Origin of the sequence: Caballeronia sp. DA-9, assembly GCF_051615025.1 — a bacterium.
GTDB classification, from domain to species: Bacteria; Pseudomonadota; Gammaproteobacteria; order Burkholderiales; family Burkholderiaceae; genus Caballeronia; species Caballeronia sordidicola.
Genome location: NZ_CP195133.1, coordinates 2,512,554 through 2,530,046, shown reverse-complemented (window position 1 = coordinate 2,530,046; position 17,493 = coordinate 2,512,554). Strand labels below are relative to the sequence as shown.

Below are 17,493 nucleotides of genomic sequence, written 5' to 3'. Positions count from 1 at the left end.
TTTCACTTGGTTCCCATTGCCGTTAGATAACTTACGCGAAGAAGGTTACAGAGGTGCCGATGCCCAGCAGCATTCTCGTTATAGAAGACGAACCCGCGATTTCCGAATTGATTTCGGTGAATCTGCAACACGCGGGCCATTGCCCCATTCGTGCTTATAACGCGGAACAGGCGCAAAACCTGATCAGCGACGTATTGCCGGACCTGGTGCTTCTCGACTGGATGCTGCCGGGTAAATCCGGTATAGCCTTCGCTCGGGAATTACGCGGCAACGAACGCACGAAACACATTCCGATCATCATGCTTACCGCGCGTGGCGACGAGCAGGATAAGGTGCTTGGGCTTGAAATCGGCGCGGACGATTATGTGACCAAGCCGTTTTCTCCCAAGGAACTGATGGCGCGGATCAAGGCGGTATTGCGCCGGCGTGCGCCGCAATTGACGGAAGACGTGGTGGCCATCAACGGCTTGCGTCTTGATCCAGCCACGCATCGGGTGGCTGCGCACGCGAATGGTCATTCCGACGACATCAAGCTCGATCTCGGTCCGACCGAATTCCGGCTGTTGCACTTTTTCATGACGCATCCGGAACGCGTGCATAGCCGCACGCAATTGCTCGATCAGGTCTGGGGCGATCACGTATTCGTTGAAGAGCGGACGGTGGACGTGCATATCAAGCGCTTGCGGGCGGCTTTAAAGCCCGCGGGTTGCGATGCTATGATTGAAACGGTTCGTGGCAGTGGGTATCGGCTCGCCAAGAGCGCTTGATAAAAAGTGCATGAAACCCGCGACCAATCGGGGTCGTGGGATCGCGTGGCAATAATCTCGATCCGCTAATTCATGAATATCATCTGGACGCGTTCCCTCGTGTCCCTCGCGTTACTCGCGATATTGAGCGTGATCGTTGGTGCGCTGCTTGGTTTGCGCACTGCGCTCTGTTTTGCGCTCGTCATGCTGGTTCTGCAGACACTCTTCACGACCTTTCATACTCAGCGTCTCTGGCGCTTGCTGGACGCACCCGTATATGGCGAAGTGCCGAGCGCGCCGGGGGTATGGGGCGAGATTTATTATCGGCTGCATAAACTCGCCAAGCGCTGGCATGCGCAGGTGCGTCAGGTCGAGCAGCAGCATTCGCGTTTTATCCAGGGTATTCAGGCGTCGCCGAATGGCGTGGCCATGCTCGACGATACCGATCAGATCGAATGGTGCAACGCCATTGCGGAAACGCATTTCGGGCTCGATGCAAAACGCGATCTGCGCCAGCATATAACCCATCTCGTGCGTCAACCCGAGTTTGTCCGGTATCTCGCCTCGCAGCATTATGAGGAAGTGCTGGTCATGCGTGGAATGGGCGCGAACCGGCAACATGTGTTGTCCGTGCAGATATTTCCGTACGGTGAAAATCGCAAGCTGATCCTCACGCAGGATATAACCGAACTGGAACGAACGGATTCCATGCGGCGCGATTTTGTTGCGAACGTTTCGCATGAGTTGAAGACGCCGTTGACCGTGTTGTCGGGCTTTCTCGAAACCATGCGCGAGATTCCACTGGATGAAGCCGACCGCGCGCGTTATCTGGAGATGATGGAACAGCAATCGGCGCGCATGCAGAACATTGTGCGTGACCTGCTCGTGCTGGCAAATCTTGAAGGCGACGGCAAACCGCCGAGCGAGGATGTGCTGGATATGCGCGCGGTTTTGCGTCACCTCGAAGAAGACGCCGACAATTTATCCGGTGGCCGGCATCGGATCACGTTCAACGTGGATGAAGCGCTGACGGTCTCCGGTTCCGAAACCGAGATTGTCAGTGCGCTCGCCAATCTGGTGACCAATGCAATCCGATATACGCCGGACGGCGGCACGATCGATGTCACGTGGCAACGCATTCGTGATCGCGCGGTATTTTCAGTGCGCGATAGCGGACTCGGCATTCCGGCCGAACACATTCCGCGTTTGACGGAGCGGTTTTATCGCGTGGATAGAAGCCGGTCTCGCGATACCGGCGGCACGGGCCTCGGATTGGCCATCGTGAAGCACGTATTGCAACGCCATCACGCCGACCTCGAAGTCAAAAGCGAAGAAGGACGCGGCAGCACGTTTTCGGTCAGGTTTCCGGCCGCGCGCACGTCGCTGAGAAAGTCGATCGCGGCCTGAAGCGCCGCGGATCGGTTGAAGCGTTGCGGTTACGAGCAGAACTTCGTCAGCAATCCAAGCTGCGCACTGCGCATGGATTTTCCTGGCCGCCGCCGCCGATAATGACCATCGCTTTGCATGAGCCATGCGGACTGGTTATCGCCGAGAAAAGCCGACAAACCTTCCGCGATCACCCGCCGTTTCAGGCGCCGGTCATTCACGGGAAACGCCACTTCGACGCGGCGAAAGAAGTTGCGGTCCATCCAGTCCGCGCTCGATAAATACACCTTCTCCTCACCGCCCGCATAAAAATAGAAGATGCGGTGATGCTCGAGAAAACGCCCGACGATAGACCGCACGGTAATGTTCTCGGACAGGTCTTCCACGCCGGGTTTCAACGCGCACACGCCGCGTACGATCAAATCGATCTTCACGCCCGCCTGCGACGCTTCATACAAGGCGGCGATCACGGTCGGTTCGAGCAGCGCGTTCATCTTGGCGACGATTCGCGCCTTCTTGCCTGCGCGGGCATTATCGGCTTCGGCGCGAATGGCATCCATGAGATTCGGATGCAGCGTGAAAGGCGCTTGCCAGAGCTGATGCAAACGCAACTCACCGCCAATGCCGGTAAGTTGCTGGAACACATGATGCACGTCTTCGCAGACCTCTTGGTTCGACGTCATCATGCCAAAGTCGGTATAAAGACGCGCGGTACGCGGATGGTAATTTCCCGTTCCCAGATGCGCATAACGCCTGAGCATCATCTTGCCGCCCTGCGACACACGCCGCACGATCAGCATCATTTTCGCGTGGCATTTGTGGCCGACCACGCCATAGACCACGTGCGCACCGACGGCCTCCAGTTGCGAAGCCCAGTTGATGTTCGTCTCTTCATCGAAACGCGCGAGCAACTCCACGACCACGGTCACTTCCTTGCCGTTGCGCGCGGCCTGCATCAAGGCGTCCATCAGCGGCGAATCCGTTCCCGTGCGATAGATCGTCTGCTTGATCGCGACCACTTGCGGGTCCTTCGCGGCTTGCAACAGCAACTCCAGCACCGGTTGAAAGCTCTCGTACGGGTGATGCAGAAGCACATCGCCCTTATCGATGACATCGAAGAGATTGGCCGCGTTCGCGATCTCCCTCGGCACGGCGGGAATATGCGGGACGAACTTGAGGTCGGGCCGGTCGACCATTTCGGGCAACTGCATGAGGCGCACGAGATTCACCGGCCCATTCACGCGATAACAATCGCGATCATTCAGTTCGCTCTCGTCCAGAAGCCGGCGGACCATATGCGGCGGCGTTTCCGCCGATACTTCCAGGCGCACCGCATTGCCCAGATGCCGCGCCGGCAATTCGCCCTGGAGCGCCACGCGCAGATTGGTGATTTCGTCTTCATCGACGAACAGTTCGCTATTGCGCGTGATACGGAACTGGTTGCAACTGCGCACGACCAGATGCGGAAACAACTGGTCCACGAAACGCTGCATCAAGGAACTCAGCAGCACGAAGCCATGCGGATATCCCGACAGCGCTTCGGGCATGCGCACGAGCCGGGGCAGCGCACGCGGCGCCTGGACAATGCCCATGACCGCCTGACGCCCGAACGCATCCTTGCCTTCGAGTTCTATGACGAAGTTCAGGCTCTTGTTCAGCACACGCGGAAACGGATGCGCGGGATCAAGCCCGATGGGTGTCAGCACCGGCAGCAACTCGTTTTGAAAGTAGTCGCGCGCCCAGTCGGTCTGTGCCTCGGTCCACGACTCCACGCCATGAAAATAGATGCCTTCGCTTTCGAGCGCGGGATACACGCTGTCCTGCAGCATCGCGTATTGCTGATGCACCAGCCGATGCGCGCGCTCGACCACAAGATCGTACACATGCTGCAACGACATGCCATCGGGCGAAAGCGAGCCTGGGTTGTCTCGCATCTGTTCCTGCATGCCGGCCATGCGGACTTCGAAGAATTCGTCGAGATTGCTGCTGGTGATGCAGATGAAGCGGAGTCGTTCGAGCAGGGGAACGGCGGTATCGGCGGCTTGCGACAATACACGTTCGTTAAAACCCAGAATGCCCAGTTCGCGGTTCAGAAGGGGGGAGCGGTTGGACATCAGTATGGAAAAGTACTCACAAAAACAGAATACGCAAGGATCGCCCGGAATGAACCACAATATGATGACGTTTTTATGAAATCATAATGTCACGAATTTAACGCAGGGCGCGCGTAAGGTCGACTCTGGCAAGATTCGCCTGGGTTCACCTCAGATTCGATTTATCCTCTTTGTTTGTTTCATTTGCTTTTCACCAGACCAGCAGAGCGGTCCGCTTGGAATTAAAATCGGCGCGCCGCGGCATGCGATCAGATCATCGCACCTGAACGCCATGCATTTGCGGACACAACCCTACGGAATCTAAAAAATCGATGGTCAATTCCCCTCATCTTTTGGCAGCCGTAGATCTTGGATCGAACAGCTTCAGGCTGATCGTCGGACGCGTTGAAGAGACGCCTGCAGGCAGCCCGATCTATCAGGTCGACGCGCTGCGCGAACCGGTGCGCCTCGCGGCGGGCCTCTCGCGCGACAAATTCCTCGATCGCGCGTCGCAACTGCGCGGCTGGGACGCGCTCAAGCGTTTCGGCGAACGGCTGCGCGACTTCCACCCCGATCACGTGCGTGCGGTTGCAACCAACACGCTGCGCGTGGCGAAGAACGCCGAAGAATTTCTCGCGGAAGCGCAGAACGCGCTCGGATTCCCCATCGAAGTGATTGCCGGACGCGAGGAAGCGCGCCTGATCTATGCAGGCGCCGCACACTCCGTTCCCGCGAGCGCGGGCAAACGGCTCGTGGTGGACATCGGCGGCGGTTCGACGGAATTCATCATCGGGTCGCATTACACGCCTATCCATATGGAAAGCTTGTACATAGGCTGCGTGAGCCATAGCCGGCAATTCTTCGCCGCCGGCAATGTGGACGAATACTGCATGCGGCAGGCCGAACTCGCCGCCAAGCGTGAAATCGAGATTATCTCCAGCGAGTACAAGCAAACCGGCTGGGACCAGGCGATCGGATCATCGGGCACGGCGCGCGCGCTGGCTGAACTGATCGAAGCCAATGGCTTCAACGATCCCGGCATCACGCACGGCATTTCGCGCGGCGGTCTGGAGCGGCTGAAAAAAGCGTTGATCAAGGCCGAGAACGTGAACCGGCTGAAGCTCATTGCGCTGAAGGCCGACCGGATTCCGGTGCTCGCCGGCGGCTTGTCGATCATGCTTGGCGTGTTCGAGGAACTGGGCATCGAATACGTCGATACCACCGACGGCGCGTTGCGTCTCGGCGTGCTCTACGACCTGCTCGGCCGCACGCAGCATCAGGACATGCGGACCGTTACCGTGGAAGGATTCAAGCGGCGCTACTCGGTCGATGGCGCGCAATCGGGGCGCATTGCGCAGCTTGCTGTCGGATTCTACGAGCAGCTCGAAGCAGGCGAGTCTTCCATCGACGCCGATCGCCGGATCGAGAACAAGATGTTCCTCGAATGGGCCGCGGCGCTGCACGAGATCGGCCTTTCCATCTCGCATAGCGCGTATCACAAGCATTCGGCGTACATCGCGAGTCATGCCGATATGCCGGGTTTCTCGCGTACCGATCAGGCGCGGCTGGCGGGTCTGGTGCTTGGCCACGTTGGCAAGCTCGGCAAGCTTTCGCAGGCGCGCGATGTCGACTGGACGTTGCTGTTCTGTCTGCGGCTGGCGGCGCTGCTGTGCAGAAGACGCGCCGATGTCGGCTTGCCGGCCATCGAAGTCACGTCCGCCAATGGTGGTTTTGACGTGAAGCTGCCCAACGAGTGGGTCTCGCTGAATCCGCTGACCGACTATAGCCTCGTGCAGGAAGCGGCCGAGTGGGAGAAGATCGGCAAGCCTTATCGGGTGGTTTATACGGGTGTTTGATTGGCGCCCCAGGGAGCGGGCGGGGTCGGGGGGGCGCCATCGATCCTGCGTCGCGTTCAGTCGGCCATGAAATGCCGCGCGTAGCGTTCGTTGATATCGGTCAGGCGCAGCAGGGTCAGGAAGTCGGCCGTGTTGAAGTCAGGATCCCAGGCCGGCGCGCCGCAGATTTTTGCGCCCAGTCGCAGATAACCCTTGACCAGTGGCGGCGGGGTTGCTTGCGCGCCCGTTCGCAATTCCTGCACCGGCAGCGGCGTGTGAGCGAACGCGCGGTATTCCAGCGCCGTGAACGCGTCCTTGTCCATCCCGTCGAAGAGATCTGCGGCGTAGTGGCCGCCATCGGCCATCGATACACTCGCGCAGCCCAGCATGGTCTCGTAGCCGTTTTGCTTCATGTACGCGGCAAGACCGCCCCACAGCGACATGATGACCGCGCCGCTCCGGTAATCGGCATGCACGCACGAGCGGCCCACTTCGACCAGCTTCGGACGCAGATGGGCGAGGCGCGAGACATCGAATTCGCTCTCGGCATAGAGACGGCCGGCGCGCACGGCCTGATGCGGCGGCAATACCCGGTACGTGCCCACGACCTTCAACGTATCCAGGTCGCGGACCAGCAGGTGGTCGCAAAAGGCATCGAATGCATCGACGTCAAGGCCCGCTGGACCTTTTAACTGAGCGCCCATTTCGTCGGCGAATACGCGGTATCGCAGGCGCTGCGCTTCGCGAAGCTCGGTTTCCGAGTGTGCCCACGAGACCCGCAGCCTGTGCTGCGCCGTGACCGTCTCGGCGGCACGCGGCAGGCGCACGCGGGACTCTGTGGCGGTCGGTCCTGCTGCGCCGCCCAAAGCGTTCGATGGGTTCACGAAAGCGTGCGTCGTCGATTCCTGCATTGACAATCCCCAGATGGATTTGGCTGACGTATTACCGATAGCCGACAATGTAAGGATCGCGAATGACGCTCGCATGGCATCACAGTGACGATTCAATGAAGCGTCACTGCGAGTGCTCTGAGTCCTCCGTGGACCAGGCGGGTTTTTACAGGTTCAAAGCAGGTCGGGACTCGTGACGGCGCGCAGTACGATTTGATCGTCGCCCGCGCGCGAACGGCCCTGGAACCACCAGATGCCGGCCTTCTTCATGGTCCAGTCGGCTTCGTGCCCTGTCATGAGCAAAGCCGCGGCGCGCCCAAGCGTCGGCTGGTGTCCGACCACCACGACCGTTTCCGCAGCGCCCTGGGGCCATTGTGCTGCATCGAGCACGGCTTGCGCGGCAGCGCCCGGCGCGATTTCCTTCACAACCTGATACCGGTCGCCGAAGGTTTCCATTGTCTGGATGGTGCGCGTGGCGGGACTGACAAGAAAGATTGCGTCGTCATCGATACGGCTTTTCAGCCATTTCGCCGCCGCTTGGGCCTGCTTGACGCCGCGGCCTGTTAGCTGCCGCGCGAGGTCGCTCGCGGCCTGATCTTCGGCTTCGGCGTGGCGCCAGAGAATGAGGTTCATCGACTATCTCCTTTTAGGGTCTCGAGCGTTTTTGATTGCGCCGCTACCCAGTACACGCTATAGTCTCGCTCTTGTCGGAGCGTAGCGCAGCCTGGTAGCGCATCTGATTTGGGATCAGAGGGTCGAAGGTTCGAATCCTTTCGCTCCGACCACGTTACACATGAAGGGGTCACGAGTTCAACTCGCGACCCCTTTGTCATTTTTGTGCTTCTTTCTGCGCGTCGTTTTCCGCATGGTTGGTTTGCTGCGCACTGCGTTGCATTCAGTTGCCATTCGGTGGCGATTCGGTGGCGATTCGGTCGCAATCCCCGATATCGTTTACTCTTCCTGCTTCGTCTTCAAATCCACGAAAACCATTTCCGGGCCGTCCATGCCGCGCTTTGCCGTTCTGTTTGCCTGCTCCGTATTCCTTTCGGCATGTGCCGATTCAACGCCGCATCGCGTGATTCCGCAGGATCCGCCCGACTACAAGGGCGTCCCGACCGATACCACGCCGCCCGTCATGATCATCGCGCCCGCCACGTCCGGCCAGCCGGCGCGGCCGCAATGATCGCCAGCACGCCGCGCGCCTAATGGCTGTCCGCGCGCCGCGGCAGCGTATAATTTGCCCATGAACACGCCCGCCAACGCCGCCCGGTCTCACGACCATTCGTCCTCAGAAGCGCTTCAAGCCGCGGTCACCATGGCCGACGACTATTGTCGCGAGCGCGGTCAAAAGCTCACGCCCATCCGCCGCACGGTGCTGGAACTACTGCTGACGTCAGGGCGCGCGACCAAGGCTTACACGCTGCTCGACGAAATGCGCGCAATGCATCCCAATGCATCGCCGCCCACGGTTTATCGGGCGCTGGATTTTTTGCTCTCGGCGGGGCTGATTCATCGGATTGAATCCATCAACGCGTTTACGGTTTGTCACGATCTGACACATTGCCAGCATGGCGTGCTGGTGGTTTGCCAGCAATGCGGGCGCGTCACCGAGTTGCAGCAGCAAAAGCAGTTGCGCCAGAGCCTGCTGTCGCAGGTCGAGGCGAGCGGATACAGGCTGGCGGGCGACGATATCGAACTAAAGGGTATCTGTCCGGCGTGTCAGGCGGCTGAAGATCCGGGCGCGCACACGCACGACCACGTTCACGCTTCGCATTGAGTGAGCGGACGTGGCGGAGGGCAAAAGGCCGTTGCGGCGTGAGTCGGAACGGCCTTTTGCATGGCGAGCCTGATCGATCAGAACGTCGTCCTCTGATAAAAGCCGGGAAAGTGCTGGGCCGCCAGGAAGAAAGGCGAAACGCCGATGCGGGCACATCGGCGCTTCTGACCCGCGGGACCTGTTCGCGCAGAGAGGCGCGGGCTGAAGACATCTTAGGATGCAACAATCCCGAGGATTGTGATCACTTGTATCAACGCGTAACGCAATGTGGCTGTGCCCGACCATCGCAAAACGGGTTGTTCAGCTTACGCCGCACCATGTAATTATTACGGTGTAAAAATTGAGATAAGCGGGTGTCATGCGAAATTCTTGCTGCAACGGTATGATCGGATATCTCTTCAGTTGAAACAGATCATGATGGCGCTGTGGATCTTTCTTGCTCTTTGCCCGCTTGCGATGATTTCGCTGCTGGTATTCGCGTCGCACATCGATCCGTTGTCAGGACGATGGCGTGCAGCGCGGCTGCTCGGCTCGCTGCATGTTCCGGACATGCGCGAAGAAAGCAAGCGGCTTGGGGACGCCGTGAAAAATCACGCGGCAGCGAGCCGCGCGGGCATCATTGCTTGCAGCGAATCACCATCGACCGGTTCTTGACGTTCGCGCCAAAAATTCCCGCGACCGATCCGCCCGACGTCGCGCCGTTGTCCACATCCTTCGAAACAACGTCGTAGCCATACGAGCCGCATATTTCTCCCGCCTTTTTGTAGCATTCGGCCCAACTCGTGCTGGCGTCGCCGCCGCTGCAGTTGATGGCAAAGCCCGTGTCTCCGGTTGGCAAATACGTGCGTTTCGCTGAATTCGCGCAACCTGCCAGCGCGGCCGCAAGCGTCAGGACAGCAGCCGTCACGGCCAGTTTTCCAAGCGCCGAGGCGCTGACATTCTCTTTCATTGAATCTTCCTTGTAACTGATTGAACGTACCAAAGCTTGCGTTGCGCCGATGTATCTATCGGGATGGCAGATAGCGCGACGGATCGATCGAACTACCCTTGTAGCGCAATTCGAAATGCAGCATCACGCGGTTTGTGTCGCTATCGCCCATTTCCGCGATGGGCTGGCCTTGCGTGACGCTCTGGCCTTCCTTCACGAGCAGCGCGCGGTTATGCGCGTAAGCGGTGAGGTAGTCGGCGTTGTGCTTCACGATCAGCAGATTGCCGTAACCGCGCAAGCCGTTTCCCGCATAAACCACCGAACCGGCCGCGGCCGCCACGATCTGCGCGCCGGGCGTTCCGCCGATATCGATACCCTTTGAACCCTTGCCGTCGAATCCGCGAATCACGGCCCCTTGTGCCGGCCAGATCAGCGAAATGCTGGTGGCGGGTTTGACCGCGCCGCCGGAGACAGCCGGCGCCGTGTCCGCGGAACTTGCGCCGCCGCCCATGCCGGAAGAAGGTGAAGATGACGACGAAGACGACGCGATAGCGGTCCCCGCCGGCGGCGCGACGCGCAGCACCTGATCGACTTCAATAGCGTTCGGATCGGTGAGATTGTTCCAGCGCGCGATATTCTGCACCGATGTCCGGTTCGCCCGGGCGATCTTCGACACGGTGTCGCCCCGTTCCACACGATAAAACCCCGGTCCGACAGGTGCGGAGCCACACGCGGCGAGCACTGCGACCAAGGTCGCGCAGGCCAGCCGTCGAATTATTTTTGTCAAACTCAGAACCTCGCAAAACGCCGCACAACCCGAAGAGCCACGGCGGACAAACAAAACGCGTAACGTCGAAAGATATGATTTTAACGTCCTCGCGCTGCCGCACTCAGAAGCGCGGGTGCAATCCGTGTCCGTTGCGTTTGTTGTGGTCAGGACGCTGGCGAAATGGTCAGCCTGAGCGCTACCGTCTCAGTCTTTCCCGGCGCAAGCCAGCGCAGCCCGTGGCCGTTGTGTATGGCGTCCGGCAGACCGACCCACGGCTCGACGCAATAAAAATCCGACGCCGGCGCTTCGGTCCACGTCGTCACTGCATACCAGGGCACCGAGTCAGGACGTTGAAGGTCGAAATTCACCGCGCGTTTCAGTCCCGGCGTCACGAGCCGCACCGGTTGGTCGGACGGACCCGTAAAGCAGTGGAAACGGTCGAGAATGGCGGGGTCATCGATTCCGTAAAGCATCTTGCCGGCTTCCGGCTCGCTGATCGAGCCATCATCGCGTTGCCGGCGCATTTCCGTGCGCGGCAGTTCGATGCTGCTGATGCCTCGCTGATCGTGCGGCAGCGCGAAGTAAAAATGGTGGCCGGAATAATAAGGCAGCGGCACTTCGCCAGGATTCGAGGTCGTCAATTCGACGTCGAGCGTCACGCCATCGACCAGACGGTATGCGGCTTCGAAGCGAAATGCGAATGGATAGCCCTGGCGGGTGAAGTCATTGTCGACAAGCGTCATGCGGACGCCGTGCCCGTCTGCGTCCTTCCTGTGCTCGAACGGCAGATTGCGCGCGAAACCGTGCATGGGGAGGTCATGCACAACGCCTTCCGGGTCGCGCCACTTGCCAATCTGGCCGTCCACGAAATGGCGGCCGAGAAACGGGAACAGCAAGGGATTGCCACCGCGAATCTTGACGAAATTGGACCAGTCCGGTGCGGCAGGCCAGAAGATAACCGGCTCGCCGCCTACGCGCCACGTCATCAGGCGTGCGCCGGCGTGCGGGGCGAGTTCGAGGACGGCGTCGTCACGTTTGATTTCCAGGATATCGGGCGTCGTTGGCATAGGGCGGTCTCCATGGATCGATCGTTCAGCAGAGCGGCGAGAATGAGTGGTTCGCGCTCAATTCTACGGGGAAACCCTTTTGGGGAAATTGCGACTGACACAGCCGGTTTCATTACCCCGATAATGAACGCACGATGTAACGCGGATGAAACATTTTGTGGCCTTGACGATCCTATCGTTGAGATGATCCTACGAACGGCGAGGATGATATGGATCTGGCTATGATGTTTGGAGTATTTATTTTTGGCACGTTCGGCGCTGGAACCGCTTTGTTCTTCTACAAGCTAAGACCGTGACGTTGTCATGTCGGAATGCATAAAAAGGCTCGTCTTAATCGACGAGCCTTTTTTAATTTCTTTTTGAATTCATATCTCTAACAATAAGCTTTCGTTTGCGCGATCTCGCACGCAAATGCTTGGCGCTGCTTTTGGCGACCGGCATAATCGGCGCGTTTTGCGTGCCGTATGCTGCACCGCCGCGGCTTTGCGATCTTGTCGCTAGCCTGTCGCCAACAACGAAAGAGGATCGACGCGTGACTTTGTGGTTTCTGATTTTCCTGAGCGTCCTGCAGGGCGTGACCGAGCTGTTTCCGGTCAGCAGTCTTGGCCATACACTTCTCGTGCCCGGCTTGATCGGCATGCATATCGACAAACATGCGCCTCAGTTGCTGCCATTTCTCGTCGCATTGCATCTTGGTACTGCGCTGGCGCTGCTGTGGTATTTCCGCAAGCGCTGGATTGCGTTGGTGATCGGGTTTATTGGATCGTTGCGCGGACGCCAGAACGCCGATGGTCACATGATGTGGGCGCTGATCATCGGCACTATTCCTACGGGTATCGTGGGCCTGGTGCTCGAGAAGCGCCTCGAAGCGCTGTTTCATGACCTTCGGATCGTCGCGGTCGCGCTGATGGTCAACGGTGTGCTGCTGTGGCTGGGCGACCGCTTGACGCGGGCCCGCGCACAACGCGCGCCGGAAGATCTGACGTTCAAGCAGGCTTTTCTGGTTGGCCTGGCGCAGATTGGCGCACTGATTCCGGGTTTCTCGCGTAGCGGTTTGACGATCATCGCGGGTGTGGGTGCGGGCCTGAGTGCCGAAAAGGCGGCCGAGTTTTCGTTCCTGCTCGGCACGCCGATTATTTTCGCGGCGGGCGTACTCGAACTGCCGAAGCTCTTTCACGCACCCGATCAACTCGCCGATGCCATCCTTGGCGGCGTTCTGACGGGCATTGCCGCATATTTGAGCGTACGTTTCCTGATGCGATATTTCGAAGGAAAAGGGCGGCTTGCGGCCTTCGGCGTGTATTGCCTGATCGCGGGGGCGTTCTGCCTTGGCTGGTTCATGTTGCATCCGCAACCGGTTTGAAGCCGACCTGATACAGCCGGAATGACGCGGGGCCTGTAATGGGGCCCCGCGCGCGTTCAATGAGGTAAAATCGCGGATCGTCTGCAACGCGGCAGTAGCTCAGCTGGATAGAGCATCGGCCTTCTAAGCCGAGGGGCGGGGGTTCGAGTCCCTCCTGCCGTACCACGAACATTTCGACACTTCCTGCGGCGTCTCATATTTGCCCTGCGCGTTACAGCGCAAGTTGCTGGCATAAAAACATAAGCGTAAGCAGCGCTGCGAACAGCAGCGCGCAGCCTATGGCGGTGAGGACGCGTGGCCAGAGGGCTGGCTCCATTACGTCGGCATGTCGCGGCTCTTGCGTCCAGTCAGCCCACTCGGATCGCTCGGGTCGTCTTGCAAGGAGCCGATCCACCGCTATCAAACCCTTTGGCATGACGAACGCGCACGCAATTACCGCGATGCACAGGCATCCATAAAGTGTGGGCGTGAGCGCGCTGGCGAAAACGGTGTCCATGACAGGGAGGAGCAAAAGTCGACAAGTCGTCGATGTTAGTTTTGCTCCTTTGCCGGCTCTATCGGACGTGTCCGAGATCGTCCTGCATAACTCTGAAATACACACGTGACGGCCATTTGGCCGCGCTTTTGCGCTTGCTGAGCACGTGTAGCCTCATGCTATCCTCGACGCCAGACGATTGGCCTCCGCCATCCAGTCCCTGCATGCCGAATGGCGATCCGCGCAGAAAATCAACCAATATCAACGAGGGAGAACATCTCATGTTCATGTCACAGTCAACTCGCGGGCTCAAACGCATCTCCGCCCAAATGGCGTTGTCACTGGTCGCGAGTTGCGTTCTGCTGGGCGGTGGCGCAGCGCAGGCGGCGAACCTCGGGTTCCTGAACAACACACCCATCACGTATATGAAGCAGCGCGATCTTCAAATGCTCAACAAGGCAGCGCACACCGCACTCGATACCAAGCAGGACGGCGAGTCGTTTGACTGGAACAATGAAGGCGCCGGCAATCCGGTAGCAATCAACGGTACGATCACGCCGTCGGACACGGACAAGAAAGGCGACCGTACCTGTCGCAAGCTGACCATGGTCGCGCACGCCAAGGGTCAGACGCAGACTTGGGCTCCGACTGTTTGCAAGACCAATGGCGGCAGTTGGGCGCTTCTGAAACAGTGATCGTTCTTCATTCAAAGCTTCGTAGGCGGCCTGTCGGGTCTCGAGGCGGCAGGTCATCGAATGGCTGAGCGGACGGTTTCGTGCGGCGTCGTGATACTCAACACGCAAGGCGATGTGTTGCTCTGCCACGCGACCGAAACGTCGCACTGGGACATTCCCAAAGGCCAGGGCGAGGAGGGCGAGGAGCCCGTTGAAGCTGCGTTGCGCGAGCTCGTGGAAGAGACGGGCATTGTGCTGCCTGCCGAGCGGCTAAAGGATCTTGGGCGCTTTGTGTATCGGCGGGACAAGGACCTGCATTTGTTTGCCGTGCGCGTCACTGAGGCCGAGGTGAGGCTGGAGGACTGCATTTGCGAGTCGTATTTCCCGCGTCGCCGGGACGGCACCATGATTCCAGAAATGGACGCGTACCGTTGGGTATCGCAAACTGATGTCGATGAATATGCAAGCCGCAGCCTCGCGCGGCTTTTCCAGACTACCTTGTCGCTCGCGGAACTGCATCAGACGCTGGATTGAGCCGCCAATGCCGCCGCTCAATTATCCGATGGGCGGTCGTTCGGGTTCGCGAACAGCGCTCTCATTTCCTGCGAAAGCGGAAAGCGCAGGTTAATGTTGTCGGGCGGAATGGGTTGCATGAACCACGTGTTGTAGAGCTTTTCCGCTTCGCCTGAACGCTGCATGCCGGCAATCACGTCGTCGGCCAGTTGCTTGAAGACAGGGTCGCCCTTGCGCATGATGCATGCATACGCTTCATGCGCGAGCGGGTCTCCGGTGACCACGTAGTCGCGTTGCGCTGCGCCTTCTTGCGCGATCTTTCCGTAGAGCAGCGGATCATCCATGACGAAAGCGACAGCCCGGCCGGTCTTTATCGCATTGAAACCTTCGGCATGATCCCGGGCGCTGATGATTCGCAGATCGAGCTTCTGGTTTAGCGAGAGTTCGCGGATCAACTGTTCGTCGGACGTGCCGGCGGTTGTGGATACGGTCTTGCCGGCGAGGTCACTGTAGTTCCGAATGCCGGACTTGCGCTTCACCGCCATCCGGATGCCATAGTCGAAGAAGCTGTTTGAAAACGCGACGAGCTGTTCACGATCGCGAATATGAGCGGTCGAACCGCATTCAAGGTCAATCTGATGGTTGACCACGTAAGACAAACGGTTCGTGGAAGTCACCACTACCGTGCTCACGGCAAGATGCGGTTTTCCAAGGCGGCGCCGGACTTCATCGACTATCTTGAGCGCGATGCTTTGCGAATAGCCAATAGGCTGCTGGTTTGCATCCAGATAAGAGAACGGTACCGACGATTCGCGCACGCCAAGAACAATGCTGTTGTTCTCGGCGATTTTACGCAACGTGGGCGACGCCTCAGGTTGTTCCGCCGGACTCGCGCAAGCCATCTGCGCCGCCATCAGCAGCGCGAACCCAGTCACCCTGCACATTGCACGGACGGACAATCGTGGCAAGGTGCGATTCAATCCGTTCTCCGGCAATGTGTGAGCGTTCGTTGATAACCGCCGCACCGGCTTTAGGCCAGTTTGCCCCAGCTATCGCGCAAACTGACAATACGATTGAACACCGGAACACCCGGCTTCGAATCCACGCGGTCAGCCACGAAGTAGCCGTGGCGTTCGAACTGGAATCGATCTTCCGCGTTAGCATTGCGCGCGGAGGGCTCGAGATAGGCGCGAACGATGCGCTTTGAGTCCGGATTCAATGCGTCGAGGAATTCGGCGCCGCCGGCTCCCGGTTGCGGCTCCTTGAAGAGTCGATCGTAGAGCCGGACTTCGGCTTCATACGCGTCTTTTGCGCTGACCCAGTGAATCGTGCCCTTGACCTTGTAGGCGTTTGCGCCTTCCGTGCCCGATTTGCTGTCCGGGAAGTAATTGCAGTGCACGGCTGTGATGTTGCCGTTTTCGTCCTTGTCCGCGCCGGTGCATTCGACCACGAAGCCGTATTTGAGCCGCACCTTGTTGCCTGGGAACAAGCGGAAATAGCCTTTCTTGGGTGCTTCCTGAAAGTCCTCGCGTTCGATCCACAAGTCCCGCGAAAACGGAAACTCACGCACGCCACGGTCCGGATGATGCGGATGAACGGGCGCGCTGCACATTTCGCTCGTGCCTTCCGGGTAGTTGTCGATGATCAGCTTCAACGGGTCCAGCACGGCGATTGCGCGCGGCGCTTTTTCGTCCAGATCGTCGCGTAGTGCGCCTTCCAGCACGCTCATGTCGATCCATGAATCGACCTTCGTCACGGCCACGCGATCGCACATAAGGCGAATGCTTTCCGGCGTGAAACCGCGACGCCGAACGCCAACGATAGTCGGCATGCGCGGGTCGTCCCATCCATCCACGTGATTCTCGGCGACCAGTTGCAGCAGCTTGCGCTTGCTCGTGATGGCGTACGTCAGGTTCAGGCGCGAAAACTCGATTTGCTGCGGCAACGGGCGGGTGAATTTTCCGTCGTCGGCGAGTTGATTCAGGAACCAGTCGTACAACGGACGATGGTCCTCGAATTCGAGCGTGCACAGCGAATGCGTGATGTTTTCAAGCGCGTCCGACACGCAATGCGTGTAGTCGTACATGGGATAGATGCACCACGTGTCGCCGGTCCGATAGTGATGTGCGAAACGGATCCGGTAAATCACGGGATCGCGCATGTTGAAATTCGGCGACGCCATGTCGATTTTCGCGCGCAGCACGTGTTCGCCTTCCTGAAATTCGCCGGCTTTCATGCGGCGGAACAGGTCCAGGTTTTCTGCTGGCGAGCGGTCGCGGAACGGAGAATTCTTGCCGGGTTCCTGCGCCGAGCCGCGCGTCGCGCGCATTTCTTCGGCCGTTTGGCTATCTACGTACGCCTGGCCGCGCTCGATCAGCAGTTCGGCGAATTCGTAGAGTTTGTCGTAGTAGTCGCTTGCGAAGTACAGGAATTCCTGGCCGTCCTTGTGCCAGTCGAAGCCGAGCCACTTGACGGCGTCGATGATGGATTCGACGTATTCGACGCTTTCCTTTTCCGGGTTTGTGTCGTCGAAACGCAGGTGGCACACGCCGCCGTAGTCGCGCGCGATGCCGAAATTGACGCAAATACTCTTCGCATGGCCAATATGCAGGTAACCGTTCGGCTCGGGCGGGAAGCGTGTTTCAACCCGCTGCGACCATTTGCCGTTGCGATTGTCTTCGTCGATGATATTGCGGATGAAGTTGGTTACCGCCGGGGCGTCGTTGCGATCGGTGTTCATGCGTAAAAGAAGAAGAGCGAGAAAAGCGGACGAGGGCGCTAGCGTGCGGATGCGTGCGGCTTGCGTTCGTAAGACTGATTTGATCCAACGATTCTACCTTAGCAACCGCGACGGGGCAGCGCGCGCCGGGATTTTGCCGCGCGATGTGCGGCGCGGTTGCGACACGCATTGCGGCGGCACGGACAAACGGCGCTTCAATACTGGATGTATCGGGCGTAACGGGAGGTAAATCGCGTT

17 protein-coding genes and 2 tRNA genes are annotated in these 17,493 nt (G+C 59.0%); 10 read left to right on the top strand and 9 right to left on the bottom strand.

Going from position 1 to position 17,493, the window contains the following annotated elements; all coding sequences use genetic code 11:
- Positions 1 to 59 precede the first annotated feature (59 nt).
- Positions 60 to 767 (top strand): phosphate regulon transcriptional regulator PhoB, encoded by a 708-nt coding sequence (gene phoB / locus ACRWA7_RS27860; RefSeq protein WP_060819746.1) that lies wholly within the window; start codon positions 60 to 62, stop codon positions 765 to 767.
- A gap of 72 nt (positions 768 to 839) precedes the next feature.
- Positions 840 to 2,153, top strand: a complete 1,314-nt coding sequence (phoR, locus tag ACRWA7_RS27855; RefSeq protein ID WP_060819745.1) for a phosphate regulon sensor histidine kinase PhoR — start codon at positions 840 to 842, stop codon at positions 2,151 to 2,153.
- Positions 2,154 to 2,182: 29 nt separating this feature from the next.
- On the opposite strand, the gene ppk1 is transcribed toward phoR, so the two are convergent.
- Positions 2,183 to 4,246, bottom strand: a complete 2,064-nt coding sequence (gene ppk1, locus ACRWA7_RS27850) for a polyphosphate kinase 1 (protein ID WP_060819743.1) — start codon at positions 4,244 to 4,246, stop codon at positions 2,183 to 2,185.
- Positions 4,247 to 4,557: 311 nt separating this feature from the next.
- Between ppk1 and ppx the strand changes: the two genes are divergently transcribed.
- Complete coding sequence (gene ppx / locus ACRWA7_RS27845; protein WP_438393576.1) at positions 4,558 to 6,081, top strand: exopolyphosphatase; 1,524 nt, start codon at positions 4,558 to 4,560, stop codon at positions 6,079 to 6,081.
- A 56-nt stretch (positions 6,082 to 6,137) separates the two neighbouring features.
- On the opposite strand, the gene ACRWA7_RS27840 is transcribed toward ppx, so the two are convergent.
- The gene (locus ACRWA7_RS27840) at positions 6,138 to 6,971 is read right to left on the bottom strand and encodes a GNAT family N-acetyltransferase (RefSeq protein ID WP_438393575.1); all 834 of its coding nucleotides are present in this window, start codon (positions 6,969 to 6,971) and stop codon (positions 6,138 to 6,140) included.
- 153 nt (positions 6,972 to 7,124) lie between these two features.
- On the bottom strand, positions 7,125 to 7,583 hold the full coding sequence (sixA, locus tag ACRWA7_RS27835; RefSeq protein WP_438393572.1) for a phosphohistidine phosphatase SixA: 459 nt from the start codon (positions 7,581 to 7,583) through the stop codon (positions 7,125 to 7,127).
- Positions 7,584 to 7,658: 75 nt separating this feature from the next.
- Between sixA and ACRWA7_RS27830 the strand changes: the two genes are divergently transcribed.
- Positions 7,659 to 7,735, top strand: a tRNA-Pro gene (locus ACRWA7_RS27830).
- 313 nt (positions 7,736 to 8,048) lie between these two features.
- On the opposite strand, the gene ACRWA7_RS27825 is transcribed toward ACRWA7_RS27830, so the two are convergent.
- On the bottom strand, positions 8,049 to 8,195 hold the full coding sequence (locus ACRWA7_RS27825) for a hypothetical protein (RefSeq protein ID WP_438393569.1): 147 nt from the start codon (positions 8,193 to 8,195) through the stop codon (positions 8,049 to 8,051).
- Here ACRWA7_RS27825 and ACRWA7_RS27820 point away from each other — a divergent pair.
- Together ACRWA7_RS27820 and ACRWA7_RS27815 are read left to right on the top strand one after the other, a co-directional pair.
- Positions 8,194 to 8,727 (top strand): Fur family transcriptional regulator, encoded by a 534-nt coding sequence (locus ACRWA7_RS27820; protein ID WP_438393567.1) that lies wholly within the window; start codon positions 8,194 to 8,196, stop codon positions 8,725 to 8,727. The genes ACRWA7_RS27825 and ACRWA7_RS27820 overlap by 2 nt on opposite strands.
- A gap of 402 nt (positions 8,728 to 9,129) precedes the next feature.
- Positions 9,130 to 9,381, top strand: coding sequence for a hypothetical protein (locus ACRWA7_RS27815; protein ID WP_438393565.1), 252 nt, complete (start codon positions 9,130 to 9,132; stop codon positions 9,379 to 9,381).
- Here the strand turns inward: ACRWA7_RS27815 and ACRWA7_RS27810 are convergent.
- From ACRWA7_RS27810 to ACRWA7_RS27800, 3 genes are all read right to left on the bottom strand, one after another.
- Positions 9,344 to 9,676, bottom strand: coding sequence for a hypothetical protein (locus ACRWA7_RS27810; RefSeq protein WP_060819734.1), 333 nt, complete (start codon positions 9,674 to 9,676; stop codon positions 9,344 to 9,346). The genes ACRWA7_RS27815 and ACRWA7_RS27810 overlap by 38 nt on opposite strands.
- Positions 9,677 to 9,731: 55 nt before the next feature.
- Positions 9,732 to 10,442 carry a peptidoglycan DD-metalloendopeptidase family protein gene (locus tag ACRWA7_RS27805; RefSeq protein WP_060819732.1) on the bottom strand — a complete coding sequence of 237 codons (711 nt, stop codon included), beginning with the start codon at positions 10,440 to 10,442 and terminating at the stop codon, positions 9,732 to 9,734.
- A gap of 146 nt (positions 10,443 to 10,588) precedes the next feature.
- A complete protein-coding gene (locus ACRWA7_RS27800) occupies positions 10,589 to 11,491 on the bottom strand; it encodes an aldose epimerase (RefSeq protein WP_438393562.1) in 903 nt (300 codons plus the stop codon).
- A gap of 532 nt (positions 11,492 to 12,023) precedes the next feature.
- Between ACRWA7_RS27800 and ACRWA7_RS27795 the strand changes: the two genes are divergently transcribed.
- From ACRWA7_RS27795 to ACRWA7_RS27780, 4 genes are all read left to right on the top strand, one after another.
- Entirely contained in the window at positions 12,024 to 12,854 is an 831-nt protein-coding gene (locus ACRWA7_RS27795; RefSeq protein ID WP_060856142.1) for an undecaprenyl-diphosphate phosphatase, read from the top strand.
- 88 nt (positions 12,855 to 12,942) lie between these two features.
- Positions 12,943 to 13,019 (top strand) — tRNA-Arg (locus ACRWA7_RS27790).
- 591 nt (positions 13,020 to 13,610) lie between these two features.
- Positions 13,611 to 14,024: an RT0821/Lpp0805 family surface protein gene (locus tag ACRWA7_RS27785; protein WP_438393559.1), complete on the top strand. Its 414-nt coding sequence runs from the start codon at positions 13,611 to 13,613 to the stop codon at positions 14,022 to 14,024.
- Positions 14,025 to 14,084: 60 nt separating this feature from the next.
- Positions 14,085 to 14,537 (top strand): NUDIX domain-containing protein, encoded by a 453-nt coding sequence (locus ACRWA7_RS27780; protein ID WP_060819727.1) that lies wholly within the window; start codon positions 14,085 to 14,087, stop codon positions 14,535 to 14,537.
- 17 nt (positions 14,538 to 14,554) lie between these two features.
- On the opposite strand, the gene ACRWA7_RS27775 is transcribed toward ACRWA7_RS27780, so the two are convergent.
- Together ACRWA7_RS27775 and ACRWA7_RS27770 are read right to left on the bottom strand one after the other, a co-directional pair.
- Positions 14,555 to 15,430: a transporter substrate-binding domain-containing protein gene (locus tag ACRWA7_RS27775; RefSeq protein ID WP_438396806.1), complete on the bottom strand. Its 876-nt coding sequence runs from the start codon at positions 15,428 to 15,430 to the stop codon at positions 14,555 to 14,557.
- 116 nt (positions 15,431 to 15,546) lie between these two features.
- The gene (locus ACRWA7_RS27770; RefSeq protein WP_438393555.1) at positions 15,547 to 17,256 is read right to left on the bottom strand and encodes a glutamine--tRNA ligase/YqeY domain fusion protein; all 1,710 of its coding nucleotides are present in this window, start codon (positions 17,254 to 17,256) and stop codon (positions 15,547 to 15,549) included.
- Positions 17,257 to 17,493: the final 237 nt, after the last annotated feature.